Source organism: Paraburkholderia sp. BL6665CI2N2 (assembly GCF_004366535.1).
Lineage (GTDB): Bacteria > Pseudomonadota > Gammaproteobacteria > Burkholderiales > Burkholderiaceae > Paraburkholderia.
Genome location: NZ_SORC01000001.1, coordinates 4,984,485 through 5,009,923, shown reverse-complemented (window position 1 = coordinate 5,009,923; position 25,439 = coordinate 4,984,485). Strand labels below are relative to the sequence as shown.

Genomic DNA, 25,439 nt, shown 5'->3' with positions numbered 1-25,439 from the left:
ATAGTTATGAGGGAAGCCGCGGGATAAGCGGCTGCCTTATTGTCGATATCGTTGAAGGAAGGTGTTGGAAGATGCGTTCAGGGCGTATCGGCCCAGGCCTTCGCGGCGCGAATCGCGCGCTGCCAGCCGTCGAGACATTGCCTGACCTCGGCGTGCGGCAGGGCGGGCGTAAAGCGGCGATCGAGCTTCCACTGGCTTTGCAGTTCGTCGACGTCTTTCCAGTAACCCACCGCAAGTCCGGCGAGATATGCCGCGCCCAATGCGGTGGTTTCCGCCACCTTCGGGCGCACCGCGTCGACGCCGAGAATGTCCGCCTGGAACTGCATCAGCAGATTGTTCGCGCAGGCGCCGCCGTCCACGCGCAATTCGCCGATGCGAATGCCGGAGTCGGCTTCCATCGCTTTCAAAACATCGAGCGATTGGTAGGCGATCGAGTCGAGCGCGGCGCGCGCGATATGCGCCGATGACGTGCCACGCGTCACGCCGAACAGCGTGCCGCGAGCGCGCGCATTCCAGTGCGGCGCGCCGAGGCCGGCGAAGGCGGGCACCAGATACACGCCGTCGCAATGCGGCACGCTGCGCGCCAGCGTTTCGATTTCAGCGGCGTTCTTGATGATGCCGAGGCCGTCGCGCAGCCATTGCACCACGGCGCCGCCGATGAAGATGCTGCCTTCGAGCGCGTAATTGATCTGATCGCCGATCTGCCACGCAATCGTGGTGACGAGATTGTTCTTCGATTCAATCGGCTTGTCGCCGGTGTTCATCACGAGGAAGCAGCCGGTGCCGTAGGTGTTCTTCACCATGCCCGATTCCGTGCACATCTGGCCGAAGAGGGCGGCGTGCTGATCGCCGGCGATGCCCGCGAGCGGAATCTTCGAGGCGAACACCGTGGTCTTGGTCGGCCCGTACACTTCCGACGAAGGCCGCACTTCCGGCAACATGCTGCGCGGAATATCGAGCGCTTCGAGCAACTCGTCGTCCCACTTCAGCGAATGGATGTTGAAGAGCATCGTGCGCGACGCGTTGGTGACGTCGGTGACGTGCAGGCCGCCTTTGGTGAAATTCCACACGAGCCAGCTGTCGACGGTGCCGAATGCGAGGCGGCCCTGTTTGGCCTTTTCGCGCGCGCCTTCGACGTTGTCGAGTATCCAGCGGATCTTGGTCGCCGAGAAGTACGAATCGATCGGCAGGCCGGTTTTGGCGCGGACTTTTTCTTCGAGCCCTTGCTCTTTGAGTTGGTCGCAGAAGTCGGCGGTGCGGCGGTCTTGCCAGACGATCGCGTTATAGATCGGATGGCCGGTTTCGCGATCCCACACAATGGTGGTTTCGCGCTGATTGGTGATGCCGATCGCGGCGATCGAAGTGCCGTTCATGCCGGCACGCGTCACGGCTTCGGCGGCGACGCCCGCCTGGGTCGACCAGATTTCCTGCGGGTCGTGTTCGACCCAGCCCGGACGCGGATAGATCTGCTGGAATTCCTTTTGCGCGATCGACACGATATTGCCGAGCCGGTCGAACAGCATCGCGCGCGAGCTGGTGGTGCCTTGGTCAAGCGCGAGGATGTACTGGTCCTGCATTGTCTCTTCTCCATGCGTTTTATGAATCGCCGGACGGATAGCCGGCGACGGGAACGGCTTCTAGTTTTGCGCGGGCAGCAACACGTGCGATGATGCGGCCCCGCGTGGTCCAGCCGAGGGGTGAATCGATGCGGTTGTTTTTTACTGCGGCGAGCGCGCCGCGTGGCGATGTCTGACTATGCGCTCTGTCGCTCGGGCTCGCGAGCGAACCACGCATCGATATCGCGTGTGATCGAATCGAGCGTGCCGGGTTCGACGTGTAAGCCGAGTTTCGAGCGGCGCCACAGCACGTCTTGGGCGCTGCGCGCCCATTCAGTGTCGCGCAGGTACGTCAGTTCCGCTTCGTAAAGGCCCGGTGCGAAGGCGCGGCCGAGATCGGCCACGGAACGCGCATTGCCGACCACATGCTTGACGCGCGTGCCGTAAGCGCGGGCGAGGCGATGCGCCAGATCGGCCGGCAGCCATGCATGCTGCTGCTTGAATTCGCTCAGAAAGCGCTCGAAGTTGGCGTTCGGAATGTCGCCGCCGGGCAACGGTGCGCCGGCCGTCCACGAAGCCGCGCCGTGGCGCAGCGCTTGCGCGAGTTTGTCGACGGCTTCTTCCGCCAGTTTGCGGAAGGTGGTGATCTTGCCGCCGAACACCGACAGCAGCGGCGCTTCACCGGCGGGAGCGTCGAGTTCGAGCGAGTAGTCGCGCGTGACCGCGGACGGATTGTCCGCGCCTTCTTCCTCGAGCAGCGGACGTACGCCCGAATATGTCCAGCGTACGTCGGCCGGCGAAATCTTCTGTTTGAAATAGCGGTTGATCGAGTCGCACAGGTACTGCGTTTCGTCGGCGTTGATCGCCACTTGCGACGGGTCGCCGCGATATTCGAGGTCCGTCGTGCCGATCAGTGTGTAGTCGTGTTCGTACGGAATCGCGAAGATGATGCGCTTGTCCGGATTCTGGAAGATGTACGCGTGATCGTGATCGAACAGGCGCCGCGTGACGATATGGCTGCCTTTCACGAGCCGCACGCTGTGCGACGCGGCGCGGCCGAGCGCGCCTTGCAGCAGTTCGCCGACCCACGGACCCGCGGCGTTCGCAATCGAGGCGGCGCGCACGTCCAGAATCGTGCCGTCCGCGCGTTTGAGTTGTGCGCGCCATTCGCCGCCCGCGCGCACGGCGCTCAGCAGCTTCGTGCGCGTGAGAATTTTTGCGCCGTGCTCCTGCGCATCCAGCGCGTTCAGCACGACGAGGCGCGCGTCGTTGACCCAGCCGTCCGAATACACAAAGCCGCGCTTGATCGAATCGACCAGCGGCGCGCCCGCAGGATGATTGCGCATCACGATGCCACGGGAGCCGGGCAGGAGTTCGCGTTTGGCCAGATGGTCGTACAGGAAGAGGCCGGCGCGAATCAGCCAGGCCGGGCGCAGATCGGGCATGTGCGGCATCACGAAGCGCAGCGGCCACATGATGTGCGGCGCGGCGCGCAGCAGTGTCTCGCGCTCCTGCAGCGCTTTGCGCACCAGGCCGAACTCGCGATATTCCAGGTAGCGCAGGCCGCCGTGAATCAGCTTCGTGCTGGCCGACGACGTATGCGCCGCCAGATCGTCCTGTTCGCAGAGCAGCACCGACAGGCCGCGGCCCGCCGCATCGCGCGCGATGCCTGCGCCGTTGATCCCGCCGCCCACGACGAGCAAATCGTATCTCGAGCCTTGCGTCACCTGCTGTGTCCCCTGCGTCGTATCCGGCAAAACTGTTTGGAAAATCTATCGAACCGATAGTGTTCGTTTTCGAACTCTAATGAACATATTCGAAAAAGTAAAGTTCGGTTTGTTTAGGCGCCCCTCTAACGGCTGTCCCGGTAGTGGCGCAACGCGCGGCCACGGACGATACTCTCGGCAGCAGCCATTTCGAGGTGAATTCATGCGTGGACTTTTGATGATCGGCGCCGCTACGCTTCTCGCGGGGTGCGTCAGCTCGCCGAGCCTGAGCGGAACGAGGGGCGCGCCTTCGTTCGCGTCGTTGCAGCAGATGTGCAGTCCCCAAACGATCGACTACGGCAACGACGCGCAAGGCGTCTACGCGGCGATGTTCGACGCGTACGTGGCGAACCGCAGCGGCAAGCTGTCGAAAGAGGATTTCTGCGCGTTTCAGACGTCGATCGCGCAGCATTATACGAGCCAGGGCGCGAGCACCGATCCGCAGGTGCGGAACGAGTGGGTGACGTTCTTCACCGAACAGCGGGCTAAGGCGTTGAGCTGGCGCGCGACCGTCGATCCGACGTTGCGCAACGGTTAGGCCCAAGCGCGAGCGCCGTCGTTCGGCTCGCTTGTCGCCATTCGTGAACCGATCTGTTTCGCGCGCAGTGAGCGCTAGGCGCGTTGCGGCTGTGCGCCGCGCCACAGCATGCGGCGAATTTGCGCGAACACAGCTTCGCGGGTCGGCGTATTGCCGGCGCCGGCAGGTTGCTGCGCCTGAGGCAACGGTAACTGATTAGCCAGCGTCAGCATGGTGAAGCCGTGCAGACTCGCCCAGTACGCGTAACCGATCAGTTGCGGATCGCCTTCCAGAATGCCCGCGGCGACGAGCTGCTCGAAGTGCTCGCCGAGCATGCGCCACGCGCGCTGCGAGGCGGCGGCAAGTTCCGGATGAACGCTTGCGTTCTGAGCCAGATCGAACATCAGCCGATAGGCGTGCGGTTCGTCGAGTGCGAACGCCACGTAGGCTTCGCTCACCGCGGAGTGATCCGTTTCCGGGGCAGTCTTCGCGGCCGCTTCGAGGCGCGCCGCGAAGCGGTTGAATGCCGCGGCACGCACCATCGCGAGAATCTCCTCCTTGTCGCGGAAGTAGCGGTAGGGCGTCATCGCGCTGCAACCCAGTTCTCTCGCCAGTTCGCGCATCGTCACGCCCGCGGCGCCACGCGTCGCGAACGCATTCTCGGCTACGCGCCGCATGGCCTCGCGGAATTGCTGGATGTCGTCGGGTGAGAGCGTTTTGGGCATGCGCGAGGGCAGAAAGTCCGTCGCGTCAATTTACTGTGTAAATGATTTGGGCACAACAAAGCGGACGCCGGGCGGCGTCCTGCGTTTCACGCGAAGAGAAGATTTCAAGCAGCAAGGGCGCGTGCGATGAAAGCGCAGCGCGTGCGCCGTCGCGGCGGCGGACGTTAACCGCTCCGTCCGGTCGCAAGACGCAATGAAACCCGCAAAACTAGGAAAGACGCTTGATGGCTCGCAATGCGCTATCGCCGATTTCAGTCACGCGCCATTGTTCGTTGCCCGACGCGAGCCGTTCGAGTTGCACCAACTGGCGTTCCAGAAGGGCGTCGAGTTCTTCTCGCTCCATGTCGACCTGGTTCGGAGCATCCTTGACGAGCAACAACGTGGCGAATTCATGCGGACTTAGCATCGTTCTCTCCATGTCAAGCAAACGCGGACGGCCTTGCCGGCGACTGGCTCTTGCCAGTGAAGTCCGCAAAGAATCAGGCGGGAGGTACGGCTCTAACGAAAGTTTGATGCAACGGCGCTACGCAGAATGCGGAAAAGTACGCCGGGAACTGGAGTGTAGTCATCCGCACGTTAAACACCAAATCCGCCCCAGTAAATTTTCCCTTTGACAATTGGGTGCACGGGAGGCGGTTAGGAGCCGCGGCCAGATCCTTGATTTCACTCGAAGTTTCGCGTGCGCTGCAACATGGCGAAAAACGCCTGGCGTCAGCCGGCGATATAGACCTGGCAGTTGGCGGCCACGAGCGTCTCGGTCATCTCGGCGGGTGGTGCGATGTCCGTGAACAACGCGTCGATCTGATCGAGATGGCCTTGGCGAACCAGCGCGGGGCGGCCGAATTTGGAGTTGTCGGCGGCGAGAAAAACGGTGCGCGCATGCTGGATGATCGCTTCGGCGACGCGCACTTCGCGCGTGTCGAAATCGCGCAGCGTGCCGTCCGTTTCGATGCTCGACGTGCCGATGATCGCGAAGTCGACCTTGAACTGCCGGATGAAATCGATCGCCAGTTCGCCGACGATCCCTTTGTCCCACGGCCGCACGATGCCACCCGTCACCAGCACCTCGCAGTCCGGATAGCCGCTCATCATGCTGGCGACGTTCAGGTTGTTGGTGATCACGCGCAGGCCGCGATGGCGATTGAGCGCACGCGCCACTTCTTCGGTGGTGGTGCCGAGGTTGATGAAGAGCGACGCCTGATCGGGAATGTGAGTGGCCACTAACGCCGCGATGCGCCGTTTCTCGTCGTGAAACATGCGCTGACGCGCCGTATAGGAGACGTTTTCGGAGCTGGTCGGCAGACTCGCGCCACCATGATAACGGCGCAGCAGGTTCATGTCGGCGAGCCAGTTGACGTCGCGGCGGATCGTCTGCGGTGTCACGTCGAAGTGGGCCGCGAGGTCGTCCACGGTCACGAAGCCGTCGCGTTGCACCCACTCCAGCAGTTCCTGTTGCCGGGCATTGAGAGTCAGGCGGGGGTCTCGGGTCATGTGTCTCGGTTCGTGGGTTTTTTGTCGGCGTTGCCCGCCGCCGGCGCGCCAGGCTGGCCGGTAAGCGGGTGATGCGTGAACGGGGTGAGCGTATTGTAAGACCATCGCGCGCCTTGTCTGCCAACTCGTGCGACATGCATAAGCGACGAGACGACCGCGCGCCGATCTATTCAGGCCATTTACGCATTTATTCATTTGATAAATGAATTTGTTTTTTGGGCCGGATCACGATGCAATCCGGGGTTCCTCGGTTGATTCGCGCTTCACCTCGCCTCACCCCGCGTTCGATCCGTTTCCAATGGCTTCCGGCGTTTCCACATGCCGGGCCGTGCTTTCGAGAGTGTTCGACATGACTGGCTTCAACTGGCAAAACCCTTACCCGACGCCGCGTCTGCCTGTATTCGCGCGCAATATCGTTTCGACTTCGCATCCGCTCGCGGCGCAAGCCGGCCTGCGTATGCTGTGGAAAGGCGGCAATGCCGTCGATGCGGCGATCGCGGCCGCCGCGGCCATCACCGTGGTCGAGCCGGTCTCGTGCGGGCTGGGTGGCGACGCGTTCGCGCTGGTGTGGGACGGCAAGAAGCTGCATGGCCTGAATGCGTCGGGCGTCTCGCCGGCGGCGTGGAACGTCGACTACTTCAAGCGTAAGTACGGCGAGGAAAACGGTCTCGCGAAGCAGCCGAAACGCGGCTGGGACGCGGTGACGGTGCCCGGCGTGATCGCCGGCTGGGAAGCGCTGCATCAGAAATTCGGCACGCTGCCGTTCGCCGATCTGATGGAGCCGGCCATTGAAATCGCCGAGCGCGGTCACGCGGTGGCGAGCATCGTCGCTTATAAGTGGGCGGCCGCCGTGCCGGAACTGAAGGATCTGCCGGGCTTTGCGCAAACCTTCATGCCGCGCGGCCGCGCGCCGGAAGTGAGCGAACTGGTGCGCTTCCCCGGCCACGCGAAGACGTTGCGCAAGCTCGCCGAACAAGGCCCGCGTGCGTACTACGAAGGCGAGATCGCTGAACGGATCGCGGCGTTCGCCCGCGAAGGCGGTGGCGCGCTGACGCTCGACGATCTGCGCAACTACAAAGCGGATTGGGTCGAGCCGATCGGCAAGGATTATCGCGGCTACACGATGCACGAAATTCCGCCCAACGGGCAAGGCATCGCGGCGCTGATCGCGCTGGGCATCCTCGAAAAATTCGATGTGAAGGAACTGGCGGTCGACAACGTCGAGTCGCAGCACTTGCAGATCGAAGCCATGAAGCTGGCCTTCGCCGACGTCTACCGCTATGTGGCAGATCCGCGCTCCATGGAAGTCACGCCGGAGCAGATGCTCGACGACGCGTACCTCACCTCGCGCGCCAAACTGATCGATCACAAGCGCGCGACGCAGTTCGACTTCGGCATGCCGAAGGCCGGCGGGACCATCTACATGTCGGTGGCTGACGAGCGCGGCATGATGGTCAGCTTCATCCAGTCGAACTACATGGGCTTCGGCTCGGGCATCGTGGTGCCGGATAGCGGCATCGCCATGCAGAACCGTGGCTGCGGATTCTCGATGGACCCAAAGTCGCCGAACGTGGTGGAAGGCGGCAAGCGGCCGTTCCACACGATCATCCCGTCGTTCCTCACGCAGCAGGTGGACGGCCGGCAGGAAGCGGTGATGAGCTTCGGCGTGATGGGCGGCGACATGCAACCGCAAGGCCACCTGCAATCCATCGTGCGGATGCTCGACTACGGTCAGCAGCCGCAGGCCGCGTGCGACGCGCCGCGCTGGAAGGTCAATCGCGACTTCACGATCGACATCGAATCGACGCTCGACCCGAAAACCGCCGAGGCCTTGCAGAAGCTCGGCCACACGATCAAGTCGGTCGACGACCCGTATATGGACTTCGGCTCCGGCCAGTACATCTGGAAGCTCGATCGCAACGATCCGGAGCGTGGCTATGTCGCGGCAAGCGATAGCCGCCGTGACGGGTTGGCCGCGGGGTTCTAAGCAGGCATCCATGCGCGAGGCGGGGCGCCGCTCGAAGCGGCGCTTCCGTGCGTGCGCAGGCGACGCCTTAGCGCGCATTCCGCTGCACGCTAAAGGCACCGCGCAGATCAAATACACCGGTTGCCGGCGTTGCCTCTCGCACACCAGGCATCTGGCATCCGGCATCGAGTATCAGACAGAGCAGGAGACATCATGCAGACCCACGCGTCGCCTTCGGCGACAGCTTCCCCTCATTCCGCGCCCGCGCCGCTTTCCAAAGCGATGGTGCGGCGGATCGTGTTTTCGTCGTCGGTCGGCAATGCGCTCGAGTGGTTTGATTTTCTGGTCTACGGCTACTTCGCGACCATCATCGCCAAACAGTTTTTCCCAATGCAGGACGAGTGGCTCTCCACGCTGCTCGCTATCGCCACCTTCGGGGTTTCGTTTCTGATGCGGCCGCTGGGCGCGGTCGTGCTGGGCATCTACGGCGACCGCAAGGGCCGCAAGGCGGCACTGACGCTCGCCATCGCACTGATGATGGTCGGCACTTTCACAATGGCGGTGATGCCGCCGTATGCATCGATCGGTATCGCGGCGCCGATTCTGATTCTGCTCGCGCGGCTCGTGCAAGGATTCGCGGTGGGCGGTGAGTTCGGCAGCGCGACGGCGTTCATGGTCGAGCATAGCGCGTCGCGCCGCGGCTATTACGCGAGTTGGCAGTTCGCGAGCCAGGGGCTCGCCGCCATTACGGCCGCCGCGTTTGGCTCGTTGCTGACCGCATGGATGCCGCCCGCGCAGCTGAACGACTGGGGCTGGCGCCTGCCGTTCGTGTTCGGCTTGCTGGTCGGCCCGGTGGGCTATTACATCCGTTCGCATCTCGACGAGACGCCGGAGTTCCTCGCGCTGCGCGAGGCACGCGAAGCGGCCGGCGCTCGCTCGACGGCAGACGCGAAGAAAGACGCCTCGTTCGCGAGCCAGTGGGTCAACCTGCTGCTCGCGGTCGGCATCGTCGCGCAATCCACGGTGGGCGTCTATGTGCTGCAGCTTTACATGCCGATGTACGCCGTCAAGCAATTGCACATGCCGGCGGCGGCATCGTTCGGCGTGGTGGTGCTCAACGGCGGCCTGCAGTTCCTGCTCTCGCCGGTGATGGGCGCGTTGTCCGATCGCATCGGCCGGATTCGCATCATGCTGACCACCTCGATTCTGATGGGCACGCTGATCTATCCGATGTTCGCACTGCTGCAGTCTCATCCGACCGTCGGCTGGCTGCTCGTGTTGCAGGGTACGGCGGGAATTTTCAAGGCCGCTTATTCCGGACCGATGCCGGCGTTAATGTCCGAAATCTTTCCGACGCAGGTGCGCTCGACCGGTCTTTCAATCGGTTACAGCATCGGCGTGACGATCTTCGGCGGTTTCGCGCCCACCATCGTCGAAACGTTCATTCATTTGACCGGCGACAAACTTGCGCCAAGTTATTACGTGCTGATTGCCGCGCTACTGTCGGGTCTCTCGCTCGTGGTCGTGGCGTGGCGCATGCGCCGCGTGCGTTTGGCGCGAGGCGTTCAGATGGCCTGAGCGCAGGCCTTGCGCCGTTGAATCAAAGCGCCGATACGCCCGTCCAACCTGACTGACGAGCGATCGTCGCAAACTCAAGCCAGCTCTTCAGCTGGCTTTTTTTGTGCTCCGCGCGATGCGCTTTTGTCCGGTCGAATGATTCGACTACCGCGCCATTGGAACTGCGGCGCCTCGGCATGGTCTGTGCTCTGTTATCTGCAGAGTTGCGAAACACCGACTAAGATGCAGGATACAAGGGGTTAACTCTAATTCAAGGCGCTGTATCAGACACGGCGGACCGGCCCGGCCGAGAGCGGGCGGTCTCGAGCATGCTCCGCGAGTCGATACAGTTTTCGGAGCAAGACACGATGCATACAGAGCTGAACCATGTCATGCCCTGGCGGATCGAGGACATCGACCTCACCCGCATTGATCGGCAAAAGGCGGTCGCTAACGAAGACTTGCTGCTGCTGCTGTGCGCGTCTTCGTTTATCGAAAGCGGCTCCGATCTGTACACCAGCAATCTGAGCACTTTCTTTAACGGCGATCCTGAAGTCTCGGCCTGGCTCAACCAGGAGTGGGAGCCGGAAGAGTTGCAGCACGGCCGCGCGCTCAAGACGTATATCGCCTACGTGTGGCCCGAATTCGACTGGGACACGGCATTTCGTAATTTCATGGAAGAGTATTCGCTGACCTGCTCGGTGGAGGACTTCGAAAAGACCCGCGCCCTCGAGATGGTCGCGCGCTGCGTGGTGGAAACCGGCACCGCGACCTTGTATCGCGCGATCGGCGAATGCTCGGACGAGCCCGTGCTCAAGCAGATCACCGACAACATCCGCACCGACGAAGTGCGTCACTACAAGCACTTTTTCAAGTACTTCAAGAAGTACAACAAGATCGAAGGCAACGGCCGGCTGGCTGTGCTCGGCGCGCTCATGCGCCGCGTCATGGAGATCAAGAACGAAGACTCGGAGATCGCCTTGCGGCACGTCTTCGCGACTCGTTATCCGGAGCGCGTGCACGACTCGACCTACAACCGCGCGCGCGCGGCGCGGATCAATGCGCTGGTGCGGCGCAATCTGTCGGCCGACATGTGCGTCAAGATGCTGCTCAAGCCGCTCAATCTGCCCGCGCGGATCCAGCCGGGCGTGCATTACCCGCTCGCCAAGATCACGCAGCACGTGTTCTTTCGCTGATCGCCTGGCGTAAATCACCGGCGTTGCAAATGGCCCGCTTAGGCCTCAGGATTCCCCACAACTTTTTGTGTGGCAGGAGTGAATGATCGCTTGTAAACGGTCGGCGTCGATGTTAACTTTGGCCCATTCTGTTCGCGACGGCAGTTGGAATTGGTCGACGGAAACGATACTGACGACTGGGCGAGTGCCGAATTCAGCGAGGCGAATCTGGGGGACGCGCGCCTTGCACAACGTCTTGTTGCGTTGGCTCGCCGCCTCGCGCACAGTCCGCAGGGTTCGTTTCCCCAGTCACTCAAGCCAGCCGAACTGAAGGCCGCCTACCGCTTCTTCGATAATGAGCAGGTGGACACAAACGGGATCCTTGCGCCTCATATTGCACAAACGCTCGATCGCATGAGGCAGGTGCCGGTCGTGCTGGCAATTCAGGACACAACGGAGTTCAACCTGTCGCATCTGCCCGCGACTGAAGGCCTGGGTCGCGGCACCGGCAACAATGAGCAAGGCTTCATGATGCACAGCCTGCTGGCGGTCACGCCCGAGGGCTTGCCGCTAGGGGTGCTGGGCATGAAGACCTGGGTGCGCCCCCAAGAGGTGTTCGGCAAGAGGGCCCCTGCGGTTACGCGCCCGATCGAACAGAAGGAAAGTAACAAATGGCTTGAAGGAATCGACCATCTCGCGGCACTCAAGGTACGTTGTACGCAGACGCGGTTTGTCTGTGTTGGAGACCGCGAGAGCGACCTGTACGAGCTATTTGTCGCCGAACGCCCCGACGGGGTGGACTGGTTGATCCGCGCAGTACACAACCGCGTGGCGCGTCACCCGCAAGGCTACCTTTGGGAGGCTGTTCTAGCCACCCTGCCTCTTGGCGACACTGAACTGCGGGTGCCAGCCAGGGGCACACTTCCTCAGCGCACAGCACGGCTGACTTTGCGTTGTGCGAGCGTGCGACTACACTCTCCAAGAGCGCGCGCCAGCCGCCGAAGCCTGCCTGAGATTGACGTCTTTGCGATTCACGCCATTGAAGATAACCCCCCGGATGGCGTCGAACCGCTTGAATGGATGCTGCTGAGTTCGGTGCCCACGACCTCGCTTGATGAAGTTCTCGAACGGCTGGCCTGGTACGCGCGGCGCTGGACCATCGAGACGTGGCATCGCGTGCTCAAAAGCGGCTGCCGTATCGAGGCGCGCCAGTTCGGCACGCTCGACCGGTTCGTGAGAGCGACAGCTCTGTTTGCCGTCATCGCGTGGCACATCCTGTATGCAACACTGCTCGCGCGAACTGATACGCAGCTATGCTGCGAAGTACTGCTGCAACCCGTTGAATGGCAGGCGCTCTATTGCCACACCCACCGAACGACGCAACTGCCAGAGCAGGTTCCGACGCTGCAGCAAACCATCGTGTGGATAGGTATGCTCGGCGGTTATCTGAATCGTAAGCATGACCGGCCACCAGGACCGACCGTCATATGGCGCGGGTTTCTCGTCCTGCACGAAATTACGAAGATGTATCAGCTCTTCAAGCAAAGCGGATAGCGCGGCCTCTCAACTTTGTGGGTAAACCTGAGGCTTAGGCGGGCCATTTGCTTTTCAAGGCATGATGCAGACTGGCTCACTTCTCATCCCATCGACATCATGAGCGATTCCCCCACACCCGAGCGTCCAGTCGAACAGAACGTGTTCGACGAATGGCCCGATGCCGTGCGCGCCTTGTTCGACGGTTCGTCGCTCGCGGGCAAGACGGGTTTCACCGCGTCGTTGCTCAGCGTCGATACGAATGGCCATGTGCGCACGTCGCTGCTTGGCGTCGGCGAGTTGTACGCGCCTGACTCGCGCACGTTATGCATCGCGCTGTGGCCACAAGCGAGGGCGACGCGCGCCATCGCGCACAGCGGACGGGCGGCGCTCACCTTTGTCTGCGATGAGGCGTTCTATCAGGTGCAGTTGCTCGTGACGCCGCTAGCGAGCATCGCGGGCGATGTGAGCGGGCTTGTCTATCTGCACGGCTCGATCGACACGGCCGAGGCGCAAAGCGTTCGTTATGCGCGCCTGACGAGCGGCATTACGTTCGAACTGGAAGGGGACGGAGAGGCGGTACTCGATCGATGGGAACAGCAGATCGAGCACCTGAAGCAAGCGGCCGCTGCGGCGGGTCGCTAGTCCTCGATGTAAGGACAACGCCTGGCGATGGTTGAGCGGCTTGCTGCCGGCCGCCGTCCTTGGTGCAAGGACAACGGCCGGCGAGTGTGTGCCTTTAGGCGTGGCGGCTATGTTGCCCGCTGCCGCCGGCCCGTCGTGCTTAGCGCAACGACAGCGGCCAGCGAGCGTGGGCTGAGCCTCGAAGCTTAACGGCCGCGCTGACCGCTGCGCGTGGGCTGGCCACCGCGCGGCGCCTCGTTGCGCGGCTTGGCACCGCCTAGCAACGCACCCGGATTGCCGCCTTGCGGTTTCGCGGCTTGCGGCTTGCGCGGCGCATGCTGCGCGGCGCTGCCCTCATGCGCGACGGCGCGCGGCCGGTCGTCGTGACGTTGACCGTCACGGCGCGGCTGGCCGCCATTGCCGGCCGGCTTCGCACCTTGCGGCTTCGGCTGCTGTTGACCGTTCGCCGGGCGTTGACCCGAGCGCTGCGCCGGCTTCGCGGAACCCGCGCCATCGCGTTTCGGTGCGCCTTGACCCTGACGCGGCGAACGACCACCACCACCGCCGCCACCACCTTGGCCGCGACGCAGGATCGGTTCCGGCTTCGCAGTCGGGTCCGGTTCGAAACCGGCGATCACTTCCTGCGGCACCGGGCGCTTGATCAGCTTCTCGATGTCCTTCAACAACTGCAGTTCGTCGACGCACACCAGCGAAATCGCTTCGCCCGTTGCGCCCGCGCGGCCCGTGCGGCCGATGCGGTGCACGTAGTCTTCCGGCACGTTCGGCAGATCGTAGTTCACCACGTGCGGCAGTTGATCGATATCGATGCCGCGCGCCGCGATGTCGGTCGCGACCAGCACCTGCAGCGTGCCGTCCTTGAACTCGGCGAGCGCGCGCGTGCGGGCCGACTGGCTCTTGTTGCCGTGAATCGCCAGGGCGCTGATGCTGTCTTTGGTCAGCTGTTCGGCAAGACGATTGGCGCCGTGCTTGGTGCGCGTGAACACCAGCACCTGAAACCAGTTGTGCTGCTTGATCAGATGCGTGAGCAGTTCGCGCTTTTTGTCACGATCCACCGGGTGAATCTTCTGCGCGACCGTTTCCGCCGTCGTATTGCGGCGCGCGACTTCGATCAGCGCCGGCGAGTCGAGCAGGTTGTCGGCGAGCGTCTTGATTTCGTCGGAGAAGGTGGCGGAGAACAACAGGTTCTGCCGCTTCGGCGGCAGCTTCGCCAGCACGCGCTTGATGTCGTGGATGAAGCCCATGTCGAGCATGCGGTCGGCCTCGTCGAGCACGAGAATCTCGAGATGCGACAGGTCGATGGTCTTCTGCTGCATGTGGTCGAACAAACGGCCCGGCGTCGCGACGACGATATCCACGCCGCTGCGCAGTGCGCCGATCTGCGGATTGATGCCGACGCCGCCGAACATCACGGTCGACTTCAGCTTCAGATACTTGCCGTACGCGCGCACGCTTTCTTCGACCTGCGCGGCCAGTTCACGCGTGGGCGTGAGGATCAGAGCGCGCACCGCGCGCTTGCCCGAGCCGGTCGTAACGGCGGGCATGGTGTTCAGGCGTTGCAGGATCGGCAACGTAAAGCCGGCAGTCTTGCCGGTGCCGGTTTGCGCGCCGGCCAGCAGATCGCCGCCGTTGAGCACGGCGGGAATCGCTTGCGTCTGGATCGGAGTCGGGGTGGTGTAGCCGAGTTCGTGTACAGCGCGGACCAACGGTTCGGACAAGCCGAGGGAATCAAAAGACATAAAAGATCTTTGCAATGCAGTTTCGCGGACGGACACACCTGAGTTCAGGCAGGCATGAACGCGGCATGAACACACCCGCATGGCGTGTTCGAGGCCGAAGCCCAGTTCCGTTCGCAGAGAAATCGGCGGCACGCGCGCAAACGCGTGCCGAATGCTTCAACGCGCTATGCAGACACGTTGACTGGCCTTAAGTTGCATTTCGCCGCCGTGGGGTGTCATGCGACGTAGCGCGCGACACTGACGAATTGACACAGACTGCCCGCCAGTACGAACAGGTGCCAGATACCATGTCCATGCCGGATGCGCTCGTCGTTGATGAAGAAGTAGATGCCGACGCTATAGATGATTCCGCCGGCCACGAGCCAGGCGGTACCCGCTGCCGGTAAGGCTTCAACCAGCGGGCGGACGGCAACGAGCGCGAGCCATCCCATCAGGACATACAGCACCATCGAAACGCTGCGGGTGCGTCGCCCCAGCGTCAATTCCTGCACGATGCCGAGAGCGGCAAGCCCCCAGCTTACGCCGAATAGCGACCAGCCCCACGGTCCGCGCAATGTGACGAGCGTGAACGGAGTGTAGCTGCCGGCGATCAGCAGGTAGATCGCCGAATGGTCGCATTTCTGCAGAACCGCCTTCGCGCGCGGATTGCGCACGCTGTGGTAAAGCGTCGAGATAGCATACAGCACGAACAGCATCGCACCGTACACGCTGAAGCTGACCACCTTGTACGCGTCGCCGTCGAGCGCGCCCATCGTCACGAGCGTTGCAAGACCCGCCACCGACAGTACGGCGCCGACGAGGTGGCTAATGCTGTTGAAACGCTCCCCGGCATGCACGATTCTTATCTCCTGCCCAGTTTCATAAGCGCCCCCAAGGCCTGTCGCTGCGCGCCGAGCCCCCGCGGGGGTGAGAAAACTAGCGACGGCCCGGCGTTTATCTCAGGGTAAATACTCCCCTATGATACCGGTCCTTCAAAAACGAAGGGCGCGGCCGCGAATTTCGCAGGCCGCGCCCCGGGTGCAACGAACGCTGCTTAGTCGAGCGGCGCCGAACGCAGATCGGACACTTGCTGCGGCGACACGGCCGTGCCGTGGTTGCCCCACGACATACGGATGTACGTCACAACCGCCGCGACTTCCTGATTCGACAGTGCTTGTGCGAACGGCGGCATGCCGTACGGATGCGGGTTGGCATCCGTGCTCGGCGGGTATCCGCCGTTCAGCACCATACGGATCGGGTTGACCGCCGACGGCATCTGAATCGACTGGTTGTTCGCGAGCGGCGGGAAGGCCGGCGGCATGCCGAGGCCATTTTCCGCATGGCACTTCGCGCAGTTGTCAGCGTAAATCTTCTGACCTTGCTTCAGCAGTTCGCCGCCGAACTTTTCAGACGTTTCGAGCTGCAGCGGCTCAGGCGCTTCGCTCTTCTGCGGAATCGTCTTCAGGTAGGTGGCCATCGCGTTGATGTCCGCGTCCGACATGTACTGCAGGCTGTTGTGAACCACTTCGGCCATCGGACCGAACACCGCGCCGCGATTCGACACGCCGGTCTTCAGCAGATCGGCGATGTCTTTGGTTTCCCAGTCGCCGAGGCCGGCTTCCTTGTTCGACGTGAGCGACGGTGCATACCAGTTCTGCAGCGGGATCAGGCCGCCGGCAAACGCCGCCGAGCTCACCGGGCCGCCCATGGCGTTGATCGACGTGTGGCACATGCCGCAGTGACCGAGACCTTCGATCAGGTACGCGCCACGGTTCCATTCGACCGACTTGGTCGGATCCGGCTTGTACTCGCCTTCACGGAAGAACAGCGTGCGCCAGCCGATCAGCATGTTGCGCTGGTTGAATGGGAATTTCAGTTCGTGCGGACGGCTCGGCACGTTGACCGGCGCGACCGAACGCAGGTATGCGTAGATCGCGTCCGAGTCGGCGCGCGTGACCTTCGTGTAGCTGGTGAACGGGAAGCCCGGATACAGCAGACTGCCGTCTTTCGAACGGCCGGTGTGCATGGCGCGATAGAAGTCGTCCTGCGTCCACTTGCCGATACCGTACTGGTCGTCAGGCGTGATGTTCGGCGTGAACATCGTGCCGAACGGCGTGGCCATGGGCAGGCCGCCGGCGAACTGCTTGCCGCCGCGCACCGTGTGGCAGGCGATACAGTCGCCGGCACGGGCGAGATACTCGCCTTGCTTGATCAGCGCGGCCTGGTCGGCGGGCGTTGCCGCCATGGCCGTGCCGTTATGCAGATGGTCGCCGCCCGACCACAGGACGGGAACGAGTGCGGCAGCCGCAACGACGACGACTGCCGAGAGGGCGAACAAAGACTTGCGTTTCATTTGAGTGTCTCTCCCGGTGCCTTATTGCGGTTCGCTGCCGCAGGCAAGCGGAGTCTTCATCGAGCGGGCTGGAGCCGGCACGGGGTTTTGTGGAGCCTGCTGCGTGGAAAGCCAGGCGGCAACGGCGTTCACGTCTTCGTCGGTCAGACGCGTGGCGATGGTGTGCATGCAATCAGGCGCGATGGCATGCCGCGAGCCCGAGCGCCATGCGCCGAGCTGCGCGCTGATGTAGTCCGAATGCAGCCCGACCAGACCCGGGATAGCCGGTTGCATACCGGTCAGCGTCTTGCCGTGGCAGGCCGCGCAAGCCGGAATCTGCTTCGACGCGTCGCCGTTCAGGACGATCTGCTGGCCGCGCGCGAGCGTGCTCGACGATACCGTCGGCTTGGCCGGCGGCGGATACGGAGGACGCTGTTGCGAGAAATACGTGGCGATCTGATGAAGGTAGTCGTCCGAGAGATACGTGACGAGGTAGTTCATGGGCGGGTACTTGCGGCGCCCTTCGCGGAAATTCTGTAGCTGGTTGTACAGATAGTCGGCAGGCTTGCCCGCGAGGCGAGGGAAGTAGTCGTTGTCCGTACCTTGGCCATGTGTGCCGTGGCAGGCCGTGCAGCCTTGCACGCGCGCTTCCATCGTATCGGGGGCTTTCGGCTGAGTCTGCGCTTTCGCAGCGCTATAAACGCCCGCGGAGCCGATCAGCAGAAGGGCGAGCAACGGGCGGAAAATGCGTCTTGAAGACACGCGTAACTCCATCAAAATCGGGGACCTGACCGAACTTCGAGCGGCTCGGTGTGAAGGGCAGCCGGCGCTGCGGCGACGCAGCATTCTATCATCGAAGGGTGATGATGACTATTTGGCACATTAGAGAAGGTTCCGGCTGTCACAGCCATGCGACAGTTTGACGCGCACAAGCGTTTCACGCTGCCTGACTGTTATCCCGAATTTGTCTGCGCGATCAATGGCGCAACGCTCGAGCCTGGGTGATCTATCTATAAACCAGGTTGAACCGACGCCCGCGCGAACCATCGAAGCGTACACTTCCGGGCGCGCCGGACTGGATCCGGCCTGGTCCCGGCCTCGACGTGTCCGGTCCGACGCCCACTGTTTCCTGATCATCCGCTATCGGTCTTAAATGAAGCTACCTGATTTTTCCCGTCCGGCGTTGCGAGCGTCGATGCTCGGCGCCGCGGCACTGCTTGTGACGTCCACGGCATTCGCCCATGCGCATCTGAGTTCGAGTGAGCCGGCGGCCAACGCCGAAGTCGCCGCGCCCTCCGAAGTGACGATCCATTTCACCGAGCCGCTTGAACCGGCTTTCAGCAAGATCACGCTTGCCGACACCAGCGGCAAGGCGGCCGCGGCAACTGAGTCGCAGGTCGACAAGGACGACGCTAGGGTCATGCATCTGCCGCTGCCGCAGTTGAGCGCCGGCCGCTATGCCGTGCACTGGATCGCGGTAGCCACGGACGGCCACCGTACCCAAGGCGACTTTGCGTTTATCGTCAAATGAGCATCGACGGACTCTGGATCGGGCAGGTCGCCATGGCCGCGCTCATGAACGTCGCGTTTGCGTTTGCCGTCGGTTCGGCGTTGCTCGGCGCGTGGCTCGCGAAGGACGCCCAGCAGAAAATCTCGCCCGCGCGCCCCGCCTGGTTGCGCGCGCAACGGTCGATGCTGACGGCGACCGTCGTGCTGGTGCTCGCCGACCTCGGCTGGTTGCTGTACCAGGCGGCGTCGATGAGCGGTGTCGGGTTGCCGGCCGCCATCGGCGTGGTGCCGACGGTGCTGACGCAAACTCATGTCGGTTATGGCTGGAGCCTTGCGTTCGCCGGGGCGCTGGTGCTGCTCGGCACGGCCATGGCCAGCCATACGGGCATGCTGCGCAATGCGCTCCTGTGGCTCGCGGTGGTCGCGATCGCCGCCGGCAAGGCGTCGCTCGGTCACGCGGCGGATGCCGGCCCGGCCTCGGCTGCGATCGCCATGCAAACGCTGCACGTGCTCGTCACCAGCGTGTGGGGCGGTCTGGCGATGGCGGCAGGGCTCGCGGTGCTGCCGGCACTCGGCACCTCGACTGCACGCGGCATGTTGATCCGCACCGCGACTCAGGTGTCGAACGTCTCGGTGGTGGCGGTTGGGCTCGTGCTGCTCTCCGGCGTCTTCAACGCGGTGCGAGGTTCCGGCGGCTCGTTCGAGGCGATCGAACCCAGCACGTGGGGCCATGTGCTGATGCTCAAGCTTGCGCTGGTCGGGCTCGCGCTCGTGCTCGGCGGACTCAACCGCTTTCTGGCGCTGCCGCGCCTGCGCCGCACGGCCTCGACAATGGACGCCCACACCTTCGTCAATGTGCTGTATCTGGAAGCGCTGGCGATGATCGGCGTGTTCGTCGCGGCGGCCGCGTTGTCGCATAGCGTGCCTGCGTTCGCCGCGCTCGGCTGACACCGTGGCGCGAAGTCGTCTGCGAGGCGGGCGAGCAGGGGGCTCTGAAGAGCAACCGCGTCCTTGAGGATTCAGGTCCGCAACGTCTCGCAAGCGCGACATTGGCCGCATAAAAAAGCGCCGCACAGCCAAAGCGTGCGGCGCAATACACACGGTCGCCTGGCGGTGGCCAGCAATCCGTTACTGCACTTTTGAGGCGGCGAGTACGTGGCTCGTCCGCTCCAGGGTTTCCTCCGGAAACATCTCCTGCTGTAACTCGCCGGTCTCGCTGAACCACTGACAGATCAGCCAGTTACCTGATGCGAATAGCACCCGGCCGCTCCAGGTCACGGTCATCGGACGGCCGCCTGACTTGAGTTTCAGGACGTCGCCCGCGCGAAACGTGGGTTTTGGCCGCCTCATGAGCCGCCTGGCCAGTTGCATGGCGAGGCTCCGCTTATTCGAGGCCGAGCCGATGGCCGAGGATCGGCGCACAAAAGAGGGCGATGGCGCAGCCCGCCGCTTTGCCTTCCAGTTCGGCGCCCGCGGCGCGCGAGCCGTACATATGCGTCAGCAGATCGAACAGTTGCGGCAGGCAGTACACGATCGCGGCGCCGATGAAGCATTTCTCGACAACCGAGATGCGCCAGCCGCGTTCGAATGCGAGTGCCGCGCCGATGATGCGCAGCACGCCAAACGCCACCAACGCGCCGACGGCGGCCTGTTCGCGGAGCAGGTAGTCTGGCAGGAATTCGCTCATGATTTTCCCCGATGCATTTGTCGTTTGAATGCATTTGAGCAAAGAGCGGGCCATGTGTATGTGTGGTGTCGAACGGATGGCGTGAAAGCCTTTCTGGATAAGGCTTTGCGGGAATTCGAGCGGGTTTGGGAAGGGCGCGGAAAACGCCTGCTCGGATGGGTTCGGTCCGGGATGTTACGTTACTGCGACGGCCCACGCGTCACGTCACCGTAACGCGCGGGCTGCATCGGCGGAGCGGCCGTCGACGCAAACAAAAACGCCGCCCACGGGCGGCGCTCCTTTACGCGATTACCATTCGGCGACGCTGCCATCTTCATGGCGCCACACCGGATTGCGCCAGCGATGGCCGACCTTGGCCATCTCCCGCACTTTCTCCTCGTTGACCTCGATGCCGAGCCCCGGGCCTTGCGGAATCGACACGAAGCCGTCTTCGTATTTGAAGACTTCCGGGTTCCTGATGTAGTCGAGCAGATCGTTGCCCTGGTTGTAGTGGATGCCGAGGCTCTGTTCCTGGATGAACGCGTTGTAGCTCACCGCATCGATCTGCAGACACGTCGCCAGAGCGATCGGCCCGAGCGGGCAATGCAGCGCGAGCGCGACGTCGTAGGCTTCCGCCATCGACGCGATCTTGCGGCACTCGGTAATGCCGCCCGCGTGCGATGCGTCCGGCTGAATGATGTCGACGTAGCCGCCCGACAGAATGTGCTTGAAGTCCCAGCGCGAGTAAAGACGCTCGCCCAGCGCGATCGGCGTGTTGGTCTGATTGACGATGTCGCGCAACGCTTCGGCGTTCTCCGACAGCACCGGCTCTTCGATGAAGAGCAGCTTGTACGGGTCGAGTTCTTTCGCCAGCACCTTGGCCATCGGTTTGTGCACGCGGCCGTGGAAATCCACGCCGATGCCGATGTTCGGTCCGACTGCCTCGCGCACGGCCGCGACGTTGTTGATCACGCCTTGCACCTTGTCGAAGGTGTCGATGATCTGCAACTCTTCCGAGCCGTTCATCTTCACCGCCTTGAAGCCGCGTTCGACCACGGCGCGCGCGTTGTTGGCCACGTCGCTCGGACGGTCGCCGCCGATCCACGAATACACCTTGATCTTGTCGCGCACCTGGCCGCCGAGCAGCGCATGGACCGGCACGCCATGGTGCTTGCCCTTGATGTCCCACAGCGCCTGGTCGACGCCGGCGATCGCGCTCATGGTGATCGGGCCGCCGCGATAGAAGCCCGAGCGGTACATCACTTGCCAATGGTCTTCGATCAGAAGCGGGTCTTTGCCGACCAGATAGTCGGACAGTTCTTCAACCGCAGCCGCCACCGTATGCGCGCGGCCTTCGACCACCGGTTCGCCCCAGCCGACGATGCCTTCGTCGGTTTCGATTTTCAGGAAGCACCAGCGCGGCGGAACGATGAAGGTTTCGAGCTTGGTGATTTTCATGGTGTGCGTCTCCTTTGTCGGCTGGAGTTAGTGCTTTTGCGCTTACTCCGGCCTCATGCGAAGCATCGGCCTTAGGCGTCTGCGAACTATTTCGAGGATTCACATGCTACATCAAAAGCGCATTTAAGTACTATTAATAGTACTATTGATCAGATAGTGGTAAGACCTGCCGTCTCGGCACGGCGTTGTCGAATCAGGGATCTCACGGCTGAGATGAGATGCCGGATAATCGCGCTCGTTCCGGCCTCGGTTCCCGTATCAATAGCGCTGCAAGGCCGCTAGGAGAAAGCTATTCAGCACGATCTGCATGGGCGTGTCGCCCATCGTCTGGCGACCGCGATTCTGCGCGGCGACTACGCGCCCGATTCGATCCTGCCGCGCGAAGCGGAGTTGATGGAAGCGTTCGGCGTGAGTCGCACGGTGTTGCGCGAGGCGTTGCGCACGTTGACTTCGAAAGGCTTGATCGAATCGCGTCCGCGCGTGGGGACGCGCGTGCGGCCGAAACGCGCGTGGAATCTGCTCGATGTGGACGTGCTCGACTGGTACTCGCGGGTCGCCGAGCCGATGGCGTTCGCGCTCAACCTGCAGGAAATGCGCGAGATGATCGAGCCGTATGCCGCGAGTCTGGCGGCGGCCTCACATACGGACGACACCTTCCACGCACTCGCGGCGTCGCATGAAGCGATGGTGGCGGCGCGCAATGTCGACGAATGGGTGCGAGCCGATCTGCAGTTTCATTTGAGCGTGTTGACCGCATGCAGCAACGAATTGCTGATTCCGCTCGGCACGCTGATCGAGCGCACGCTCGAAGCGCAACTGCGTCTGAATGCAAAACGCGCGGAGGTGTTCAACGCGTCGCTGGCCGAGCACACGGCGGTGTTCGAAGCAATTCGCGATCGCGACGCCGCGGCGGCGCGCACGGCGATGGCGGCATTGTTGGGTGTGACGCGCGGGCGGATCGAAGGTTAGTCGCGGGCGCGGCGCGCCGCCCATTGCGACGGCGACTAACCGGGTTAGCGCCGTGTCTCAATCCATCGCGGCATGCGCCACCGATGCGTCCGGCGACTTATGCGCGGGGCGGATCAACAGCAGAAGCGGAATGACCAGCAGCGTCGCCATGAACATCAGCTTGAAGTCGTTCAGATACGCGATCATCGACGCCTGCTGCGTGATCGACACGTTCAGTGCGGCCATGTCGAAATTGGAGCCGGTATTGAGCATCGGCTGGACGGCAGGATTGAACGGCGTGATGTTGGCCGCCAGGTCCGCATGCGAGACCTGCGTGTTGCGCGTCATCAGCGTTTGCACGATCGAAATGCCGATACTGCTGCCGATATTGCGCATCAGGCTATACGTTGCGGTGCCGTCCGCGCGCAGTTCCGGCGTGAGCGTCGAGAAAGTCAGCGCGCTCAGCGGCACGAACACGAGGCCGAGCCCGAAGCCCTGAATGACTCCGGGCCAGACAATGTCCGACGCCGACAGCACGATCGTGTACTGCATCATCTGCCAGAGCGCGAACGCCGAGATCAGAAAGCCGGCGAGCAGCAGAAGCCGTGCGTCGATCCGCTTCAGCAGGCGCCCGGCGAGCAGCATGGCGACCATCGTGCCCGCACCACTCGGCGCGGTGACGAGGCCGGTGGTCGCGACCGGATAGTTCATCAGGTTCTGCAACATGGGCGGCAGCAACGCGCGCGTCGCGTACATCACCGCGCCAATCACGAAGATGAAAAACGTGCCGGTGGCGAAGTTCGGGTCCTTCAGCAACTCGTATTTGAAAAACGATTTCTTGCCGACCGTGGCCGTGTGCACGAGAAAGAATGCAAAGCTGATGGCCGCGAGCAAGGCCTCGATGACGATTTCGTTCGAGCCGAACCAGTCGAGTTGCTCGCCGCGATCGAGCATGGCCTGCAATGCGCCGATGGCGAGACCCAGCGTGGCGAAGCCGAACGCGTCGAACTTCGCGTCGTGTTTCGGCTCGCGCGCGGGCAGGAAGGTCGCCACACCGAACAGCGCGAACGCGCCGATCGGCACGTTGATGAAAAACACCCAGCGCCAGTTGTAGCTGTCGGTGAGCCAGCCGCCGAGCGTCGGCCCGAGAATCGGTCCGACCATCACGCCCATGCCCCACACGGCCATGGCCTGCCCCTGCTTCTCGCGCGGGTTGATGTCGAGCAGGATGGATTGCGACAGCGGCACCAGCGACGCGCCGAAAGTCCCTTGCAGCAAACGCGACGCGACGATCTGCGTGAGCGTCTCCGACAAACCGCACAGCGCCGACGACACCGTAAAGCCGCCAATCGCGAAGATCAGCAGACGCTTGACGCTCAGCCGGTCGGACAGCCAGCCGGTGAGCGGCGTGGCGATCGCCGCGGCGACGATGTACGAGGTCAGTACCCACGTGATCTCATCCTGCGACGCGGACAGCGTGCCCTGCATATGCGGCAGCGCCACGTTGGCGATCGTGCTGTCGAGCGTCTGGATCAACGTTGCCAGCATGATCGAGACGGTGATCATCGGGCGGTTGAGCGGCGCGGCGGCGCGGGCCGCCGGGGTGTCGGAGGACATGAATGAATGGGGTCGTCGATATAGTAAGCATGCTTAGTATATCGATTGCGCACGTGCCTGCCATTGGGAATTATGCGGAGCCTGAATACGCCTGTTTCAACGCTGAAACGAAGGCTTTTCGTATAATCCGCGCATGACAACCCAACTCGATGAGCGCTTCGGCTTTCTGATTTCCGACGTCGGTCGCCTGACAGGCAAGCGTTTCGACGATCTCGCGAAGTCGTCGGTCGACTTGACGCGCGCGCAGTGCCGCGTGCTGGCCTATCTCGCGCACTACGGCGACACCAATCAGGCGCGGCTTGCGGACCTGCTCGAGGTCGCGCCGATCTCGGCGGGTCGTCTGCTGGATCGGATGGAAGAGGGCGGCTGGATCGAGCGGACGGCCAATCCGCAGGACCGCCGCGAGCGTCAGGTGAACATGACGCCGAAGGCCGAGCGCACACTCGGCAAGGCGCGCAAGGTCGGCGACGAAGTCGCGCTTGAAGCGCTGAACGGCTTCACCGATGAAGAAGCGAAGCAGTTGATCGCGTTGTTGCAGCGCGTGCGGGGGAATCTTAGCCGGTTGGTGGATCGGTGACAGGCGGCGCGCGGCTGGTTGAGCGGGGTGTCGATTGCGCCGCCGCCGGCTTCTTTCAAGCCGCAGCTTCAAAGTCCGTAGGTCGGCACAGCGCGTGCGGTTGACCGCACGCTTCGGCCTGCCGTGCCGGTTACTTCGACTCGGGCGTCCCCGACGCTCCCGACGGCGGCACCAGCTCGAAACATGTCGGCGGCGCGACGGACGTTCTCGTTTTTGCGTCGGTCTGCTGTGGGTCGATACATTTGAATGCGCTCTGATCGCGCTGGACGAAAATCGTGTCGGCTGACCCAGCGCTGCCATGGGCGCCATTCACGACAGCGACGATCTTGTAGCCGTCCTGCAGCAGTGTGGAGAGCGTGGTCGCGCTGCTGCGCCACTGACTGTCGGGCGGTGTCTGAGCCTGAGCGGCGAATGCGGCCGTGCCGCTGAGCAAAGCGATGGAAGCGGTAGCCGCGGCAAGCGCGGCGGTGCGGAACGTCATCAAGAAACCTCCTTGAAGTTGCTGTAGTTGCAGTTCGGAAAGCCAAAACAAAAAAGCCGCTGAACCTTGCGGATCAGCGGCTTTTTCTTGCAACTGGTGGCGAATCAGGGACTCGAACCCCGGACCTGCGGATTATGATTCCGTCGCTCTAACCAACTGAGCTAATTCGCCGAAAGAAGCGAGATTATGCGGACGGCACCGGAGG

The 25,439-nt window shown here is 62.8% G+C and carries 24 protein-coding genes and 1 tRNA gene; 10 read left to right on the top strand and 15 right to left on the bottom strand.

Annotation, left to right across the window (positions count from 1 at the left end; all coding sequences use genetic code 11):
* Positions 1-77: 77 nt before the first annotated feature.
* Together glpK and glpD are read right to left on the bottom strand one after the other, a co-directional pair.
* Entirely contained in the window at positions 78-1,577 is a 1,500-nt protein-coding gene (gene glpK / locus B0G81_RS22375) for a glycerol kinase GlpK (RefSeq protein ID WP_134138375.1), read from the bottom strand.
* A gap of 176 nt (positions 1,578-1,753) precedes the next feature.
* The gene (gene glpD, locus B0G81_RS22370; protein ID WP_134138374.1) at positions 1,754-3,283 is read right to left on the bottom strand and encodes a glycerol-3-phosphate dehydrogenase; all 1,530 of its coding nucleotides are present in this window, start codon (positions 3,281-3,283) and stop codon (positions 1,754-1,756) included.
* 202 nt (positions 3,284-3,485) lie between these two features.
* Here glpD and B0G81_RS22365 point away from each other — a divergent pair, with 202 nt between their 5' ends.
* Positions 3,486-3,860 (top strand): hypothetical protein, encoded by a 375-nt coding sequence (locus B0G81_RS22365; protein WP_134138373.1) that lies wholly within the window; start codon positions 3,486-3,488, stop codon positions 3,858-3,860.
* Positions 3,861-3,934: 74 nt separating this feature from the next.
* On the opposite strand, the gene B0G81_RS22360 is transcribed toward B0G81_RS22365, so the two are convergent.
* From B0G81_RS22360 to B0G81_RS22350, 3 genes are all read right to left on the bottom strand, one after another.
* Positions 3,935-4,564 (bottom strand): TetR/AcrR family transcriptional regulator, encoded by a 630-nt coding sequence (locus B0G81_RS22360; RefSeq protein ID WP_134138372.1) that lies wholly within the window; start codon positions 4,562-4,564, stop codon positions 3,935-3,937.
* A 208-nt stretch (positions 4,565-4,772) separates the two neighbouring features.
* Positions 4,773-4,970: a hypothetical protein gene (locus tag B0G81_RS22355; protein ID WP_166679045.1), complete on the bottom strand. Its 198-nt coding sequence runs from the start codon at positions 4,968-4,970 to the stop codon at positions 4,773-4,775.
* 305 nt (positions 4,971-5,275) lie between these two features.
* Positions 5,276-6,055 carry a DeoR/GlpR family DNA-binding transcription regulator gene (locus B0G81_RS22350; protein ID WP_106284049.1) on the bottom strand — a complete coding sequence of 260 codons (780 nt, stop codon included), beginning with the start codon at positions 6,053-6,055 and terminating at the stop codon, positions 5,276-5,278.
* A 349-nt stretch (positions 6,056-6,404) separates the two neighbouring features.
* On the opposite strand from B0G81_RS22350, the gene ggt reads away from it, so the two are divergent.
* From ggt to B0G81_RS22325, 5 genes are all read left to right on the top strand, one after another.
* A complete protein-coding gene (gene ggt / locus B0G81_RS22345; RefSeq protein ID WP_134138371.1) occupies positions 6,405-8,042 on the top strand; it encodes a gamma-glutamyltransferase in 1,638 nt (545 codons plus the stop codon).
* A gap of 192 nt (positions 8,043-8,234) precedes the next feature.
* A complete protein-coding gene (locus tag B0G81_RS22340) occupies positions 8,235-9,599 on the top strand; it encodes an MFS transporter (protein WP_134138370.1) in 1,365 nt (454 codons plus the stop codon).
* A gap of 347 nt (positions 9,600-9,946) precedes the next feature.
* On the top strand, positions 9,947-10,774 hold the full coding sequence (locus tag B0G81_RS22335) for a ferritin-like domain-containing protein (RefSeq protein WP_106284131.1): 828 nt from the start codon (positions 9,947-9,949) through the stop codon (positions 10,772-10,774).
* Positions 10,775-10,924: 150 nt separating this feature from the next.
* The gene (locus B0G81_RS22330; protein ID WP_134143108.1) at positions 10,925-12,307 is read left to right on the top strand and encodes an IS4 family transposase; all 1,383 of its coding nucleotides are present in this window, start codon (positions 10,925-10,927) and stop codon (positions 12,305-12,307) included.
* 99 nt (positions 12,308-12,406) lie between these two features.
* Positions 12,407-12,931: a hypothetical protein gene (locus tag B0G81_RS22325; RefSeq protein ID WP_134138369.1), complete on the top strand. Its 525-nt coding sequence runs from the start codon at positions 12,407-12,409 to the stop codon at positions 12,929-12,931.
* Positions 12,932-13,116: 185 nt separating this feature from the next.
* On the opposite strand, the gene B0G81_RS22320 is transcribed toward B0G81_RS22325, so the two are convergent.
* The 4 genes from B0G81_RS22320 to B0G81_RS22305 all read right to left on the bottom strand — a co-directional run bounded on the left by B0G81_RS22320 (position 13,117) and on the right by B0G81_RS22305 (position 17,752).
* A complete protein-coding gene (locus B0G81_RS22320) occupies positions 13,117-14,667 on the bottom strand; it encodes a DEAD/DEAH box helicase (protein ID WP_134138368.1) in 1,551 nt (516 codons plus the stop codon).
* A 215-nt stretch (positions 14,668-14,882) separates the two neighbouring features.
* Positions 14,883-15,503, bottom strand: a complete 621-nt coding sequence (locus tag B0G81_RS22315; protein WP_134138367.1) for a hemolysin III family protein — start codon at positions 15,501-15,503, stop codon at positions 14,883-14,885.
* A gap of 197 nt (positions 15,504-15,700) precedes the next feature.
* The gene (locus B0G81_RS22310; RefSeq protein WP_106284055.1) at positions 15,701-16,999 is read right to left on the bottom strand and encodes a cytochrome c; all 1,299 of its coding nucleotides are present in this window, start codon (positions 16,997-16,999) and stop codon (positions 15,701-15,703) included.
* A 21-nt stretch (positions 17,000-17,020) separates the two neighbouring features.
* Positions 17,021-17,752: a c-type cytochrome gene (locus B0G81_RS22305; protein ID WP_012434267.1), complete on the bottom strand. Its 732-nt coding sequence runs from the start codon at positions 17,750-17,752 to the stop codon at positions 17,021-17,023.
* Between the two features lie 379 nt (positions 17,753-18,131).
* On the opposite strand from B0G81_RS22305, the gene copC reads away from it, so the two are divergent.
* Both copC and B0G81_RS22295 read left to right on the top strand, forming a co-directional pair.
* Positions 18,132-18,509 carry a copper homeostasis periplasmic binding protein CopC gene (gene copC, locus B0G81_RS22300; RefSeq protein WP_134138366.1) on the top strand — a complete coding sequence of 126 codons (378 nt, stop codon included), beginning with the start codon at positions 18,132-18,134 and terminating at the stop codon, positions 18,507-18,509.
* Positions 18,506-19,435 (top strand): CopD family protein, encoded by a 930-nt coding sequence (locus B0G81_RS22295; RefSeq protein WP_134138365.1) that lies wholly within the window; start codon positions 18,506-18,508, stop codon positions 19,433-19,435. The genes copC and B0G81_RS22295 overlap by 4 nt, the downstream gene beginning before the upstream one ends.
* Positions 19,436-19,615: 180 nt before the next feature.
* Here the strand turns inward: B0G81_RS22295 and B0G81_RS22290 are convergent, their stop codons facing one another.
* The 3 genes from B0G81_RS22290 to dgoD all read right to left on the bottom strand — a co-directional run bounded on the left by B0G81_RS22290 (position 19,616) and on the right by dgoD (position 21,611).
* A complete protein-coding gene (locus B0G81_RS22290) occupies positions 19,616-19,858 on the bottom strand; it encodes a YodC family protein (RefSeq protein WP_106284058.1) in 243 nt (80 codons plus the stop codon).
* A 13-nt stretch (positions 19,859-19,871) separates the two neighbouring features.
* On the bottom strand, positions 19,872-20,174 hold the full coding sequence (locus B0G81_RS22285; RefSeq protein WP_116118239.1) for a hypothetical protein: 303 nt from the start codon (positions 20,172-20,174) through the stop codon (positions 19,872-19,874).
* A 288-nt stretch (positions 20,175-20,462) separates the two neighbouring features.
* The gene (gene dgoD, locus B0G81_RS22280; RefSeq protein WP_116118238.1) at positions 20,463-21,611 is read right to left on the bottom strand and encodes a galactonate dehydratase; all 1,149 of its coding nucleotides are present in this window, start codon (positions 21,609-21,611) and stop codon (positions 20,463-20,465) included.
* 291 nt (positions 21,612-21,902) lie between these two features.
* Between dgoD and B0G81_RS22275 the strand changes: the two genes are divergently transcribed.
* Positions 21,903-22,580: an FCD domain-containing protein gene (locus B0G81_RS22275; protein ID WP_116118237.1), complete on the top strand. Its 678-nt coding sequence runs from the start codon at positions 21,903-21,905 to the stop codon at positions 22,578-22,580.
* 57 nt (positions 22,581-22,637) lie between these two features.
* On the opposite strand, the gene B0G81_RS22270 is transcribed toward B0G81_RS22275, so the two are convergent.
* Positions 22,638-24,176: a DHA2 family efflux MFS transporter permease subunit gene (locus B0G81_RS22270; protein ID WP_134138364.1), complete on the bottom strand. Its 1,539-nt coding sequence runs from the start codon at positions 24,174-24,176 to the stop codon at positions 22,638-22,640.
* 133 nt (positions 24,177-24,309) lie between these two features.
* Here B0G81_RS22270 and B0G81_RS22265 point away from each other — a divergent pair, with 133 nt between their 5' ends.
* Positions 24,310-24,753, top strand: coding sequence for a MarR family transcriptional regulator (locus tag B0G81_RS22265; protein WP_134138363.1), 444 nt, complete (start codon positions 24,310-24,312; stop codon positions 24,751-24,753).
* Positions 24,754-24,883: 130 nt separating this feature from the next.
* On the opposite strand, the gene B0G81_RS22260 is transcribed toward B0G81_RS22265, so the two are convergent.
* Both B0G81_RS22260 and B0G81_RS22255 read right to left on the bottom strand, forming a co-directional pair.
* A complete protein-coding gene (locus tag B0G81_RS22260; protein WP_134138362.1) occupies positions 24,884-25,234 on the bottom strand; it encodes a hypothetical protein in 351 nt (116 codons plus the stop codon).
* A gap of 94 nt (positions 25,235-25,328) precedes the next feature.
* Positions 25,329-25,405: transfer RNA gene (locus B0G81_RS22255), tRNA-Met, on the bottom strand.
* Positions 25,406-25,439 lie beyond the last annotated feature (34 nt).